14 protein-coding genes and 1 tRNA gene are annotated in these 12,504 nt (G+C 62.2%); 5 read left to right on the top strand and 10 right to left on the bottom strand.

All coding sequences use genetic code 11. From position 1 onward, the window contains the following. Positions 1-23 precede the first annotated feature (23 nt). On the bottom strand, positions 24-647 hold the full coding sequence (locus Q0X62_RS08975) for a class I SAM-dependent methyltransferase (RefSeq protein ID WP_297734345.1): 624 nt from the start codon (positions 645-647) through the stop codon (positions 24-26). A gap of 113 nt (positions 648-760) precedes the next feature. On the opposite strand from Q0X62_RS08975, the gene Q0X62_RS08970 reads away from it, so the two are divergent. After that, positions 761-1,678: a LysR family transcriptional regulator gene (locus Q0X62_RS08970; RefSeq protein WP_297734342.1), complete on the top strand. Its 918-nt coding sequence runs from the start codon at positions 761-763 to the stop codon at positions 1,676-1,678. Positions 1,679-1,745: 67 nt separating this feature from the next. Here Q0X62_RS08970 and rpsI read toward each other — a convergent pair whose 3' ends face one another. Further along, entirely contained in the window at positions 1,746-2,243 is a 498-nt protein-coding gene (gene rpsI, locus Q0X62_RS08965) for a 30S ribosomal protein S9 (RefSeq protein WP_366946130.1), read from the bottom strand. A gap of 1 nt (position 2,244) precedes the next feature. Next, the gene (gene rplM / locus Q0X62_RS08960; protein WP_297734339.1) at positions 2,245-2,709 is read right to left on the bottom strand and encodes a 50S ribosomal protein L13; all 465 of its coding nucleotides are present in this window, start codon (positions 2,707-2,709) and stop codon (positions 2,245-2,247) included. 213 nt (positions 2,710-2,922) lie between these two features. Between rplM and Q0X62_RS08955 the strand changes: the two genes are divergently transcribed. Together Q0X62_RS08955 and Q0X62_RS08950 are read left to right on the top strand one after the other, a co-directional pair. Further along, complete coding sequence (locus Q0X62_RS08955) at positions 2,923-4,338, top strand: alkaline phosphatase PhoX (RefSeq protein ID WP_297734336.1); 1,416 nt, start codon at positions 2,923-2,925, stop codon at positions 4,336-4,338. Continuing rightward, complete coding sequence (locus Q0X62_RS08950) at positions 4,239-5,333, top strand: hypothetical protein (RefSeq protein WP_297734564.1); 1,095 nt, start codon at positions 4,239-4,241, stop codon at positions 5,331-5,333. Before Q0X62_RS08955 ends, Q0X62_RS08950 begins: the two co-directional genes overlap by 100 nt. A 53-nt stretch (positions 5,334-5,386) precedes the next feature. Here the strand turns inward: Q0X62_RS08950 and Q0X62_RS08945 are convergent, their stop codons facing one another. Continuing rightward, positions 5,387-5,890, bottom strand: a complete 504-nt coding sequence (locus tag Q0X62_RS08945; RefSeq protein ID WP_297734332.1) for a MarR family transcriptional regulator — start codon at positions 5,888-5,890, stop codon at positions 5,387-5,389. Between the two features lie 84 nt (positions 5,891-5,974). Here Q0X62_RS08945 and Q0X62_RS08940 point away from each other — a divergent pair, with 84 nt between their 5' ends. Next, entirely contained in the window at positions 5,975-6,823 is an 849-nt protein-coding gene (locus Q0X62_RS08940; RefSeq protein WP_297734330.1) for a type II CAAX endopeptidase family protein, read from the top strand. Positions 6,824-6,839: 16 nt separating this feature from the next. On the opposite strand, the gene Q0X62_RS08935 is transcribed toward Q0X62_RS08940, so the two are convergent. Beyond that, positions 6,840-7,865, bottom strand: coding sequence for a COX15/CtaA family protein (locus tag Q0X62_RS08935; RefSeq protein WP_297734327.1), 1,026 nt, complete (start codon positions 7,863-7,865; stop codon positions 6,840-6,842). Positions 7,866-8,018: 153 nt separating this feature from the next. On the opposite strand from Q0X62_RS08935, the gene Q0X62_RS08930 reads away from it, so the two are divergent. After that, the gene (locus Q0X62_RS08930; RefSeq protein WP_297734324.1) at positions 8,019-9,290 is read left to right on the top strand and encodes an FAD-dependent oxidoreductase; all 1,272 of its coding nucleotides are present in this window, start codon (positions 8,019-8,021) and stop codon (positions 9,288-9,290) included. Positions 9,291-9,307: 17 nt separating this feature from the next. Here the strand turns inward: Q0X62_RS08930 and Q0X62_RS08925 are convergent. The 5 genes from Q0X62_RS08925 to plsX all read right to left on the bottom strand — a co-directional run bounded on the left by Q0X62_RS08925 (position 9,308) and on the right by plsX (position 12,423). Then, positions 9,308-9,385 (bottom strand) — tRNA-Pro (locus Q0X62_RS08925). A gap of 120 nt (positions 9,386-9,505) precedes the next feature. Beyond that, a complete protein-coding gene (locus Q0X62_RS08920; protein WP_297734321.1) occupies positions 9,506-9,958 on the bottom strand; it encodes a MerR family transcriptional regulator in 453 nt (150 codons plus the stop codon). Positions 9,959-9,987: 29 nt separating this feature from the next. Then, positions 9,988-10,293 (bottom strand): integration host factor subunit alpha, encoded by a 306-nt coding sequence (locus tag Q0X62_RS08915; RefSeq protein WP_297734319.1) that lies wholly within the window; start codon positions 10,291-10,293, stop codon positions 9,988-9,990. Between the two features lie 97 nt (positions 10,294-10,390). Further along, a complete protein-coding gene (locus Q0X62_RS08910; protein ID WP_297734316.1) occupies positions 10,391-11,368 on the bottom strand; it encodes a beta-ketoacyl-ACP synthase III in 978 nt (325 codons plus the stop codon). After that, positions 11,365-12,423 (bottom strand): phosphate acyltransferase PlsX, encoded by a 1,059-nt coding sequence (gene plsX, locus Q0X62_RS08905; RefSeq protein WP_297734313.1) that lies wholly within the window; start codon positions 12,421-12,423, stop codon positions 11,365-11,367. The genes Q0X62_RS08910 and plsX overlap by 4 nt, the downstream gene beginning before the upstream one ends. Positions 12,424-12,504: the final 81 nt, after the last annotated feature.

Below are 12,504 nucleotides of genomic sequence, written 5' to 3'. Positions count from 1 at the left end.
ATCACTTTCAGTTCGACGGTGGCTCAGCCCGGTTTGCGGGCGATGACGAACAGCGCCGCGCCGGGTTTGGGCCGCCAGTCATAGGTGATTTCGAACCCGGCTTCGACCATCTCTTGCTTGAGCCGCTTGGCACCAAAGGCCTTGACCGGCGGGAAAGCACCGAAGATTTGTCCGATCGGCAGGATCGGCACCATGAACCAATAGCCGTTCAGCAGACAGGCCGTGCTAGTGATGAAGAGCCCGCCGGGGCGAAGCAGCGTCATCGCCTTGTCCATCGCGGCATGCCGATCATCCAGCAAATGCAGGATGCTCATGCCGAGCACGACATCGAAACTGCCCTCCGGCGCCTCGAGATCGGCGAAGTCGACCCGCTCATAGGTGATGTTTTCGATCCCGGCCTCGGCACCGCGTGCCGCGGCAATCATCAGCATCTCGCCGGAGATATCCGTCGCAAGAATGGTACCGCCCGCGTCTGCAAGCCGACGCGCCGTACCGCCTGTGCCACAACCGAATTCCAGCAGGCGTGTTTCCGGGCCCAGATGCTCACGGATCTTCGACAGCTTGAACTCCCACGACTCGACATCCGCAATCGGGTCGTTCGAGTATTTCTCGGCGATCTTGTCCCACCAGCGTTGTGCGTGCGTCATGACATTCATCTCCACTGTGCAATCGCCTCGTGCGAACACCCTGATCACCGGTTTTGACATACGCTGAGCGAATATAAATTGCCGCCATACGGACATCTGATATACGCATTTGCATGAATTGGAACGCCGTCTCCTTCGACTGGAACCAGATCCGCGCCCTCCTCGCGACGATCGAGGAAGGGTCTTTCTCAGCCGCCGCACGCGCGCTGGGCCAGACCCAGCCAACCCTCAGCCGCCAAATTGCCGCGCTTGAGGCCGATCTCGGCATCACCCTGTTCGAACGCAACCGCCGCGCCACGGTTCCGACAGGCGCCGCGCTGGAACTGGTCGAGCATGTCCGGTCGATGGGCGAGGCCGCGCAACGAATTTCGCTGACCGCCTCGGGTCAGTCCAGCGCCGTCGAAGGGCGGGTGACCGTGACAGCGACCAATATCATGGCGTCTTTCTATCTCCCGCCCATCATCAAGCGGATCCGCGAGGAGGCGCCGGGCATCCGCCTCGAGATCATCGCCTCCAACGAGCTGCAGGATCTGCAAAAGCGTGAGGCTGACATTGCCATCCGGCATGCCCGCCCGGAGCAGCCCGACCTCATCGCCCGTCTGGTCGGCGAGACAACCGGGCACCTCTACGCCCACCCGGACTATCTCGACCGGGTCGGACGCCCGACCTGCCTGGACGAGGTCAACCGTCTCGATTTCATCGGTTTTGAACAGAATGAACGCGTGATCGAGCACCTCAATGCGATTGGACTCAGCCTGACGCCGGAGAATTTCAAGATCAGCAGCGGCAGTTCCACGGTCCATCACGCCCTGGCCATGCAGGGCCTCGGGGTCACCCCGATGACGCGCGACTGGATCGACCAGCACTCCATTCTCGAAGAGGTGTGGCCTGAGCTGGCCCCGATTCCGATCCAGACCTGGCTGGTCACCCACCGCGAACTGAACACCAGCCGCCGCATCCGCGTGGTCTTTGACCATATTGCCAACGGCCTGGCCGAGCAGGCGCGGGATCGGCCACGCGCACGCAACTGACCCGAAACAAAAAAACGGGCGGTGCCAGTGGCACCGCCCGTCTTGTTTCTCGCGTGTTCTGTAAAGCTTAGCGCTTGGAGAACTGGAAGGAGCGGCGGGCCTTGGCCTTGCCGTACTTCTTACGCTCGACGACGCGGCTGTCGCGGGTCAGGAAGCCACCGGCTTTCAGGACCGGGCGCAGGCCCGGTTCGAACAGCTGGAGAGCCTTGGAGATGCCGTGACGCACAGCACCGGCCTGGCCGGACAGGCCACCACCGACGACGGTGGCGACAATGTCGAACTCGTCGACACGCTCGGCCGCCTGCAGCGGCTGCTGAAGCAGCATGCGCAGGACCGGGCGGGCAAAATACTGTTCCTGGTCACGACCATTGACCGTGATCTTGCCGTTGCCGCGCTTGATCCAGACGCGGGCGACCGCGTTCTTGCGCTTGCCAGTGGCATAGGAACGGCCGTGCTCATCGATTTTGGGCTCAGCCGGAACGGACTCGTCAGCCACCACGGCGCCGGCATCGGCTTCCTTGATGACGTCTTTGAGGTCTTCGAGCGAGCGGGCTTCTTCTGACATATCAGCCTCGCGTATTCTTGGAGTTCATGGACTTGAAATCGACCACTTCCGGCTGTTGGGCCTCGTGCTTGTGATCGGGACCGGCATAGACGCGCAGGTTCGAAAATTGCTGACGGGCCAGCGGGCTGTCTTTCGGCAGCATGCGCTGAACAGCTTTCTCGACCACACGTTCCGGGAAGCGACCATCCAGCAGTTTCGCCGGGCTGGTTTCCTTGATGCCACCAGGGTGGCCGGTGTGGTGATAGTAGCGCTTGTCATCACGTTTGGTGCCGGTGAAGACGACCTTCTCGGCATTCACGATGATGATGTTGTCGCCCATGTCGACATGGGGGGTGTAGTCCGGACGGTGCTTGCCGCGGAGGCGGGTGGCGACGTAGGCAGCGAGACGACCGACAACGGCGCCCTCTGCATCGATCACGATCCACTTCTTTTCGACATCCGCCGGTTTAACGGAGATGGTTTTCATATTGATATTGCCTCAGGCCTAGCGTGGCTCGGGTTGAATTCGAGCGCGCCGTTTAGAGGGCATTTTCACCTTGGTCAAGCAGGTGACGGATTTCAGCTGTAATTTTATGCACCTAGGAATACGGTTACATTTTACCACACACTGCAGAAGCGTCATGTCTCCGTCGTGAATCTCGCGTAATTACAAGGTGTTCCCGCCGCCCCGGAGTTACCGATGTCCCTGTCCCGCCGTCATTTCCTGCGCAACAGCGCTGCAACCACACTCGCCTTTTCCGGTCTGGCCGCCCTCGCGGGCTGCCAGCGCCCCTATCCGGCTGAACAGGGCTATTTCAACGAGGTCGAGGGATTCGGTCCGTTGCAAGTCGATCCGGACGCGCTCGTCGATCTGCCGCGGGGCTTTTCCTATGATGTGATCTCCTCGGCTGGACAGCCCATGAGTGACGGGCTGGTCGTACCGGGCGATCTTGACGGCATGGCCTGTTTCCAGAAGGCCGATGGCCGCCTGGTTCTTGTCCGTAATCACGAGCTCCGCTTGGGCGATGCCGAGAAATCGCCTTTCGTGCCGGACAATTCGGGGCTGGAGCGGATTGATCGCACCCGGGTCCATGACTGGGATGAGAACGGCAATCCGCATATCGGCGGCACCAGCCATATCATCCTCGACCCGGAAACCCTGGCGGTCGAGGACGAGTATCTGTCGCTGGTCGGTACGGTCAATAACTGCGCCGGCGGCCCAACGCCCTGGGGCAGCTGGCTGACCTGCGAGGAAACCGACCTCAATCCCGGGCCCCAGGCCGGCGTCGAGCACGGCTATATCTTCGAAGTGCCCGCCGAGGCCGACGGGCTGGTCGAGCCCGTCCCGCTCAAGGCCATGGGACGCTTCCGGCATGAAGCTGTCGCCGTCGATCCGCGCACAAGCATCGTCTACGAGACCGAGGACGAGTATGACCGTGCCCTCTTCTACCGCTTCCTGCCGAACGTCCCGGGTCAGCTGATCGAAGGCGGCCGCCTGCAGGGCCTCGCCGTTCGCGGACGTCCCGGCTTCGACACCCGCAACTGGGAAAGCGAGACGGTCCAGCCGGGCGAATGGCTCGAGGTTGACTGGGTCGACCTGGACGATGTCGAGGCGCCCAACGCCGATCTCGCCATTCGGGGTATCGCCAGCGGTGCCGCCCAGTTCACCCGCGGCGAAGGCATCTGGTGGGGCGAGAATGAATGCTATTTCGCCTGCACCGATGGCGGTCCGGACCGGCTCGGCCAGATCTGGCGCTACCAGCCCAGCCCGAATGAAGGCGAAAGCGGCGAAACGGCCTCGCCCGGTCGCCTCCAGCTTTTCTACCAGAGCCATGATGCCGCCATTATGGAGCGCTGCGACAATCTCTGCGTCGCGCCCTGGGGCGATCTCATCGTTGTCGAGGACGGACCTGAAGACCAGTACATCCGCGGCGTGACGCCCCAAGGAGAGGTGTATACGATTGCCCGCAACGCGGCCTCCGGGCCGGATGGTCAAAAAAGCGAGATTTGCGGTCCATGTTTCAGTCCCGACGGTTCGACTCTGTTTTTCAACGTGCAGCGCTATCCCGGCCGCACCTTCGCGGTCCGCGGTCCCTGGCCCGGGCCTTCGCTCTAGGCGCGTCCCTGCTGGCGCTGAGCGCCTGTGGTCCCGACGCCGAGAACACGACCGAGAACAGCAGCACCAACCCGCTTGAGGAAGGCGGCCCGGTCGAGATGACCGTGACGGCTGCCTTCACCGCGGTCGAGGGCGGCAATAGCGTGGTCGGTTTCCTGCCCGACCCGCAAGCACCCTCGCTTGGCTTTGTGCTCTCGGCGCCGCGCAATGGCGGCATCGACATCTTCGACCTCGACGGCCTCCTCAAGACCCGCCATGCGGGCGAGCGCCTGACCGGTCTTGCCACTGCGCCGAATTTCGAGCTGCGCGGCGAGAGCCTGCCGCTGATCTTTGGAGCCGCAACCGATTCCAGCGCCGTGCGCGGCTATGCGGTCATTCGTGATGGCGCCCAGGTGCTAGACCTGCCGCTGGGCGAGATCGAGCCGATTGACGGTGTCTCGGGCCTTTGCCTCCTGCGCGAAGGCGCCGGCTTTGTCGAGCTGGTCATTCTGGGAACAGGCGCGCGGGCGGAAATCTGGCGCATCCGCGATGCCGGCGATGATCTGCTGGACGTGGAGCGGATCCGCGATTTCCCCCTGCCAGACCCGGCTCGCCAGTGCGCGACCTTTGACGGCGACATCTACACGGCCAGCCCGGCCGGTGGCCTCGCGCGCCTGAGCCATGAAGGCACACTCCTGGCCGACGCGGCCTATCCGGCGGCCAATCTGACGGTCGGCGAGTTCAACGGGACTCGTCTCGTGCTGGCCACCAATGGCAGCGGCGATACCGTTGAGACCTTTGATGCAGCATCGCTGGAGGCTGGCATCTCGATTGACATTGTCGATGGCCTGTCCACGCCCGGGGTCGGCACTCCGGCCGGACTTGCGGTTACCGACGCCAATTACGGCTACACCGCCTATGTCAACGGCCTGCTGGCTGTCTTTGACGCCGAGACCGGTCGCCTCAAAGTCGTCTCGCGGGACGTGCTGACACGGGCTGTCTTCGCGAACGAATAGCCGGGTAGATCACGGCTTTTTCTGATCGAGACTTGATGAGCCGCGAAAGCGGCTCATTTTGCGTCGCCTTCGCCCAATTCGCGGGCCCGCTCGATCAAGGGCCGCGCCTTGAGCGCCGCCACGGCCTCGACCGCCTTGCCGGCCAGGTCACAACCGATCTCGTCGAAGAGAGCATCCATCATCGCCCGAATTTTCTCCAGAATCACCATCATCGATTGATACTGTTCCCGCCCCCGTGCGGTCAGGATTAAAACCTTGCTTCGGCTATCCGTTGGATGCGGGCGCTTGGTGATAAGGCCGAGTTTGATAAGGGCCGCAATCCGCTGGGTCGCAACCTGGTGAGGTTGATCAAGGGATGTCGCGATATCCGCCGCCGTTACATCGGGAATTTCACCGATCATCAGGACCGTTGAAATCGCCCGTGGCGGGATCTCAATCGCCGCCGATTCCAGCAGGACCTGACCCTGATCGGCCAGTGTTTCCACCAGTCTGAGCAATTTGTTCGACACAAATGCCCGGCTCAGCACGTGGGTATCCATGATGTTGCTTTCGCGCACGGCTTGCCCTTTATACAATCAGTTGTACAATTTGATGTATAAAGTACACCTGACACCCCTGCCCGTAAAGGAAGGTCACGTATCATGACGGCAGCACAAGACGACAAACGCAAAACGACCATCACCCTGCTGGCTTTCCTCGGCATTCTCGGCATCTTCAGCGCCATTGCCCATTACGCCATCGTCGCCCTGGTACCGACCTCCCTCTATGTCGGAACGCTCATGGTGATGCCGACGATGGCGGCCTTCCTGACGCTGAAGCTGCGCGGACGGAAAATCGCGGACCTGCCGTGGCGATGGGGAGGCCATGGCGCCAATTGGGCCGGATACCTCATTCCCCTTCTTTATGTCTCAATTGCCTATGGCATCATCTGGCTGAGCGGACTCGGTGGCGTCGGCAATCCCGAAACGATCAGCGAATGGGGCCAGTCACTTGGCCTGCCCGAAGCCCCGACCTTTGCCGTGATCTGCCTGATGGTCGTCTTGATGGCCGTCGTGCAGTTCATCAAGTCGCTGGGCACGATTGCCGGCGAGGAAATCGGCTGGCGCGGCTTCTTTGTGTGGGAGTTGCGCAAGCTCTTCTCGTTCAATGCCACATGCCTGATCAGCGGCAGCGTTTGGGCCGTCTGGCACTACCCGGTCATCATCGCCTATGGCGGCGGGGACACTTTGTTTCAGCTGGGGTGCTTCACCGTGATGATCATCGCGATGAGCGTCATCATGACCTATTACACTTTCAAGAGCCGGTCCGTTTGGCCCGCGATCATGTTCCACGGCGCCCACAACATCTTTATCCAGAAAATCTACACGCCTTTGACGATCGAAACCCCCTCGACACCCCTGTGGGCGGATGAGTATGGCCTCATGATCCCGGCTGTGGTCAGCCTGATAGCCGCCGTTTACTGGCAACGGGCACGCAAGGCCGGTCTCTAGGACGAAACAGTCCTGATCAGACCGCCCGGCGTGCCGTCCAGGCCGCACAGACCACTGCAATGAAGAGCAGGATCGCGCCGCCCTGGTGCGCCAGAGACAATGAGAGGGGGACGACCGCCAGCAGCGCGGCAATGCCGAGCGCGATCTGGCCGATCACGAGCGCCGGCAGGATCACCATGAAGGGTTTGAGCGAGACCCGTGGCTCGCGCCAGATCAGCGCGGCATGGGCAAAGACACACACCGCCACGATATAGCCCATCCAGCGATGATGCATCTGAACGGCGGCATGGCTCTCGAAGATCGCCGGGAAGAAACTCATCCCGCCAAGATAACCCTCGGGGATCAGATCACCATTCATCAGCGGCCAGGTGTTGTAGATACGACCGGCATCCAGACCGGCCACGAAAGCCCCGAGGATGATCTGCAGGAAGACCAGACCGAGAAGCCCGGCCGTCACACCGGCCAGACGCCCGCGGCGCAGCGGTGGCGGCCCGTAGCGCGCTTCCAGCGACAGCCAGATCGACGCTCCAAGGATCACGAACGCCATGCCCAGATGCGTGGCCAGGCGATACTGGCTGACATCCAGCCGGTCCGACAGCCCACTCGCGACCATCCACCAGCCGATTGCGCCTTGCGCGCCACCGAGCAGGAAAAGCCCGAAAAGGCGCGGCTTGAGTCGGGCGCTGAGATGACCGCGCAGCCAGAAGAAGACGAAGGGCACGAAGAAGACCAGTCCGATCAGTCGGCCCAGCTGACGATGCCCCCATTCCCACCAGAAGATGAACTCGAATTCCTCGAGCGTCATGGATGAGTTCTGAACCTGGAATTCGGTCGTCTGCTGATACAGCGAGAACTCGCGCTGCCAGTCCTCCTGGGACAGTGGCGGGATGGCTCCGGAGATCGGTTTCCATTCAGTGATGGACAATCCGCTGTCGGTCAGCCGCGTCGTGCCGCCGATGATGATCATCAGGCAGACAAGGGCGGCGACAACGAGTAGCCAGGTGGAAACGGCGCGGCTGATAGTACTGGAATGATACGACATGCAATCTCCCGGTCGCGCTAGGTAGCCCATCCACAGCCACAGGCAAGCCTCCGGCTTCATCCGGGCGGGGCGTCATGCTGATAATGCGCTCGCAGGACAGGACCGGACGCGCCATCATGTCGCAACCGGCGAAGGTGTCAGGGAGAGACAGGCGTGGCCAAGACCAGTGAAACAGTCATCATTCTCGGCGCTGGCCAGGCCGGCGGCCAATGCGCGGCCTCGCTGCGGCGCAGCGGGTTTGAAGGGCGTATCATCCTGGTTGGCGAGGAACCGCATCCACCCTATCAGCGCCCGCCCCTGTCCAAGACCTATCTGTCCGGTGAGATCGATGGGAGCCGCCTCTGGCTGCAACCGCCGGAAACCTGGACTGAACAAGGTGTCGAACTGCGCCTGTCGAGCCGGGCCAAACGGATCGATCCGGACCGCAAGCTCGTCGTCTTCTCCAATGGGCGTGAGGACACCTATACCCATCTCGTAATCGCCACCGGATCCCGCGTCCGCCCCCTGCCCGTTCCCGGCGCCGAGCTCGACGGCGTGCGATATCTGCGCTCCATCGCCGACGTCGACAAGCTGAAAGCGGACGTCCAGCCCGGCAAGCGGATCGCCATTATCGGCGGCGGCTATATCGGACTGGAAGCGGCCTCGGTGGCGTCAAAGCTCGGCGCGACACCCATCGTTATCGAGGCCATGGACCGCCTGCTGGCCCGCGTCGCCGTGCCTGAAGTCTCGGATTTCTACCGCCAGGCCCATGAGGCGCGCGGTATATCCATCCGGCTTGACGCGCAGGTCGCAGCGCTGAAGCCCAAGGCGGGCCTGTTGTCCAGGGGCAAGACTGTCACCCGCGTCGAGTTGAACACGGGCGAGAAGATTGCCTGCGACAGCGTCCTCGTTGGAATTGGCGTCATGCCCAACCAGGAACTCGCGGCTGCCTGCGGACTGGACACTGGAAATGGTATCCTGGTCGACGACCAGTGCCGGACCCGTGATCCGAGCATCTTTGCCATCGGCGATTGTGCCGAACAGCACAACTGGCTGACCGACACGCGACTACGCCTGGAGAGCGTGCCCAATGCGCTGGACCAGGCCAAGCGCGCCGCCGCTGCGATTTGTGCTGCTCCTGCGCCGAAGCCGGAAGTGCCGTGGTTCTGGTCCGACCAGTTCGACCTCAAGCTCCAGACCGCCGGCCTGATCGGCGCCCAGGACACCACCATTACCCGCGCCGGCGATGCGGAGACACCGCGCAGCTTCTTCCATCTCGCCGACGGCGTTCTCATCGCCGCAGACTGCATCAACGACCCGCAAAGCTTCATGGCCGCCAAGCTGATGATCGAAAAACGCGCCAAACCAGATCCTGCGGCGCTGGCCGACCCGGACGTGACGATGAAGGATGTGATGAAAGCGGCTCTGGCGGGAGCGCCGGCGTAAGTCGCTTCGCAAGCAAATGGTCGGAGCGGCGAGATTCGAACTCGCGACCCCCGGTCCCCCAGACCGGTGCGCTAACCGGGCTGCGCCACGCTCCGACACTCACTTGCTGGACAGGCAGGCCCGTCCGATGGGGAAGTCGCTTATAGGGTGAGCTTTCCGGCTCCGCAACAGGCGTGTCAGCGCGTTGTGCGGTCGATCCGGAACCGGTCTGTCGATCACGGTTCCAGTGCGGCTTTCAGCTTGGCCCGGGCATTCTCCAGATCCGCGAGAATATCATCGAGCTGACGCTGGGAACCGTCGGCCGGCCGCGGACGCGCCGGCGCGGTCGCGGCCGGTGTCTCACGGTCCGCAGCGTCAATGGCAAGGGCATCGCGAGGCTGAACGGCCTCGCCCACACCCATCGACATCACCGCAGCGACCCCGTGATCCTTGAAGTATTTGCGGGCGCCCTTGATCGTGTAGCCATCCTCATAGAGGAGGCGTTTCACACCGCGCAGCAATTGCAAATCCTGGGGCCGATAGAAACGACGACCGCCCGCACGCTTGAGCGGACTGATCTGGGCAAATTTGCTTTCCCAGAAACGCAGGACATGCGCCGGGATTTCCAGTTCCTCAGCAGCTTCGCTGATGGTCCGGAATGCGTCTGCAGACTTTTTGGTGACCGACATGCGCCCTTCGCGTCAGCCTGCGGGCTGCCCTAATCCTTGGACAGAGCCGAGTCGACGCGCTCCTTGAGAACTTGCGACGGTTTGAACACCAGAACGCGACGCGCCTCAATCGGCACCTCCACCCCGGTCTTCGGATTACGTCCGACACGTCCACGCTTGTCCCGCAACAGGAAGGAGCCGAACGAGGAGAGCTTGACAGACTCACCTCTGGCCAGCGTATCCGACACCATGCCCAGCACGGACTGCACGAGATCGGCCGATTCCTGACGTGACAGCCCCACCTCTCGGTAGACCGCTTCCGCCAGATCTGCTCGCGTCAAGGTTTTGTCTGACATAGCTATCCCCACAAAGACGAGATCAGGCTACGCCCCACAGGCGGGTCAGGTCAACGCCAAGGTCTTGGTTAAGTGCGAGAAACCGGTCGCGACCTGTTCAAAATCGTGCGAGCGCCGCTCCCCAGGTGAATCCGCCGCCCAGTGCTTCCATCAAAACCAGGTCGCCGCGCTTGATGCGCCCGTCCTGCACGGCACGGTCGAAAGCCAGCGGCACCGAGGCCGCAGATGTATTGCCGTGATCGGCAACGGTCGAAATGACTTTTTCCGTTGGAATAGAAAGCTTTCTCGCCACACCTTCAAGAATTCGCTGATTGGCCTGATGGGGTACGAACCAGTCAATGTCCTCGATCGAGACGCCGGAACGCTTGGCGATCGTGGTCATGGATTCAGAAATATTCGTGATCGCGTGACGGAAGACCTGATTGCCGACCATGCGCAAATGTCCGACCGTCCCGGTCGATGATGGGCCGCCATCGACATGGAGCAAATCCTTGAAGCGACCATCCGAACGCAGATAGGTGCCCAGGATTCCCGAACGCTCGGCGCCCTCACCCGTGTCGGCCGCCTGCAAGACCATCGCGCCAGCGCCATCACCAAAGAGCACGCAGGTTGAGCGATCCGTCCAGTCGAGAATGCGCGACATGGTCTCTGCGCCAACCACCAGAGCGGTCTTGGCCTGGCCGCGGGCCAGCATATTGTCGGCCATGGCGAGCGCGTACACAAAGCCTGTGCAGACCGCCTGGACGTCGAACGCCGCCCCCTTCATCGCCCCGAGCCGGGCTTGCAGCATGGTGCCAACCGAAGGGAAGGTGAAATCCGGCGTGGTGGTGGCGACCACGATCAGGTCAAGATCGTCAGCCTCCAGTCCGGCGTCTTCGAGGGCCCGCCGCGCGGCGCGCTCGGCCAGGTCACAGGTCGTGATGCCCTCACCTGCGATATGGCGCTGACGAATACCCGTCCGCTCGCGAATCCAGCTGTCACTGGTATCCACCATGGCGGAGATCTCATCATTGGTGAGGATCCGCTCGGGCAGATAAGAACCGATTCCGGCGATACGCGTACTCAACTCGGTCATGAGGCTGCCGCGACTTCCTGCTCTTCTTCAAAACTGGCGAATTTGTCGAGATTGGCGCGGATCTGGGCCATGAAATCGCTTTGGGCCATCACATAAGCCAGGCCGAGCGCGGAGGCGAAACCCTCACCGTCCGCGCCACCATGTGATTTCACCACAATCCCCTTGAGACCCAGCAGCACACCGCCATTGATATAGCGCGGATCCATGCGCTGCCGCAGGCGCTCAAGCGCCCCGAGCGAGAGCAGTCCGGCTGCAAGCTTGGCCAGAAGCGAGCTGGTCAGCGCTTCACGCACCCAGCCGGCGACCAGTCGAGCAGTGCCTTCAGCCGTTTTCAGCGCAATATTGCCGGTAAAACCGTCGGTGACGACGACATCAATGCCCCCGGCCGAGATGTCATTGCCTTCGATGAAACCCTTGTAAGCGATATCCAGGCCCGATTTGCGGATCAGCTGATCTGCTTCACGAACCGTGTCATTTCCCTTGAGTTCTTCCTGGCCAACATTGAGCAGACCAACCGACGGCGAATCCCCGCCGAACACAGCACTGTGATAGGCCTCGCCCATGATGGCGAACTCGACCAGCTGGGTGGCGCCGCACTGCACATTGGCGCCCACATCGAGCACGACGGTATGCCCTTTCGGCGTCGGCCAGTTAGCCGAGATGGCCGGGCGATGGACGCCCTTCTTCATGCGCAGGATCACCTTCCCGATCGCCATGAGCGCACCGGTATTGCCGGACGACACAATGGCCCCCGCCTCGCCCGCCTTCACACTCTGGATCGCATTCCACATCGAGGACCCGCGCGCCCGGCGCACGGCTTCACTCGGCTTGTCCGTCATCTGGACCAGCGTGTCAGTGTGTCGCAATTCGCAGACGGCGGCGACCTTCGGATGCTTCGCCAGAAGTGGCGCCAGCTGCGCCTCGTCGCCATGAAGCAGATAGTTCGCCTTGCGGTCCGGCCAGCGTTTGAGCGCATGGCCGATACCCTCGACGACCGCCTCGGGTCCGAGATCTCCGCCCATGGCGTCGACCGAAATCGTGGGGATAGCTGTCATGAGTAGCGGTGCAATGTCCCTCGCAAAGGCGCGCTGCGCCGAAAGCCCGCGGAACTTAGACCATGACTCAAGCAATGCAAG

The sequence above is a fragment of the uncultured Maricaulis sp. genome, from assembly GCF_947259345.1.
Lineage (GTDB): Bacteria > Pseudomonadota > Alphaproteobacteria > Caulobacterales > Maricaulaceae > Maricaulis.
Note: the sequence above shows the minus strand (reverse complement) of the source record. Positions and strands in the feature narration are given on the sequence as shown.

Excerpts from the sequence above, each read along its gene's own strand:
- Q0X62_RS08975 (WP_297734345.1), bottom strand. The coding sequence starts at position 647 with ATGACGCACGCACAACGCTGGTGGGACAAGATCGCCGAGAAATACTCG.
- Q0X62_RS08970 (WP_297734342.1), top strand. The coding sequence starts at position 761 with ATGAATTGGAACGCCGTCTCCTTCGACTGGAACCAGATCCGCGCCCTC.
- rpsI (WP_366946130.1), bottom strand. The coding sequence starts at position 2,243 with ATGTCAGAAGAAGCCCGCTCGCTCGAAGACCTCAAAGACGTCATCAAG.
- rplM (WP_297734339.1), bottom strand. The coding sequence starts at position 2,709 with ATGAAAACCATCTCCGTTAAACCGGCGGATGTCGAAAAGAAGTGGATC.
- Q0X62_RS08955 (WP_297734336.1), top strand. The coding sequence starts at position 2,923 with ATGTCCCTGTCCCGCCGTCATTTCCTGCGCAACAGCGCTGCAACCACA.
- Q0X62_RS08950 (WP_297734564.1), top strand. The coding sequence starts at position 4,239 with ATGTTTCAGTCCCGACGGTTCGACTCTGTTTTTCAACGTGCAGCGCTA.
- Q0X62_RS08940 (WP_297734330.1), top strand. The coding sequence starts at position 5,975 with ATGACGGCAGCACAAGACGACAAACGCAAAACGACCATCACCCTGCTG.
- Q0X62_RS08935 (WP_297734327.1), bottom strand. The coding sequence starts at position 7,865 with ATGTCGTATCATTCCAGTACTATCAGCCGCGCCGTTTCCACCTGGCTA.
- Q0X62_RS08920 (WP_297734321.1), bottom strand. The coding sequence starts at position 9,958 with ATGTCGGTCACCAAAAAGTCTGCAGACGCATTCCGGACCATCAGCGAA.
- Q0X62_RS08915 (WP_297734319.1), bottom strand. The coding sequence starts at position 10,293 with ATGTCAGACAAAACCTTGACGCGAGCAGATCTGGCGGAAGCGGTCTAC.
- Q0X62_RS08910 (WP_297734316.1), bottom strand. The coding sequence starts at position 11,368 with ATGACCGAGTTGAGTACGCGTATCGCCGGAATCGGTTCTTATCTGCCC.
- plsX (WP_297734313.1), bottom strand. The coding sequence starts at position 12,423 with ATGACAGCTATCCCCACGATTTCGGTCGACGCCATGGGCGGAGATCTC.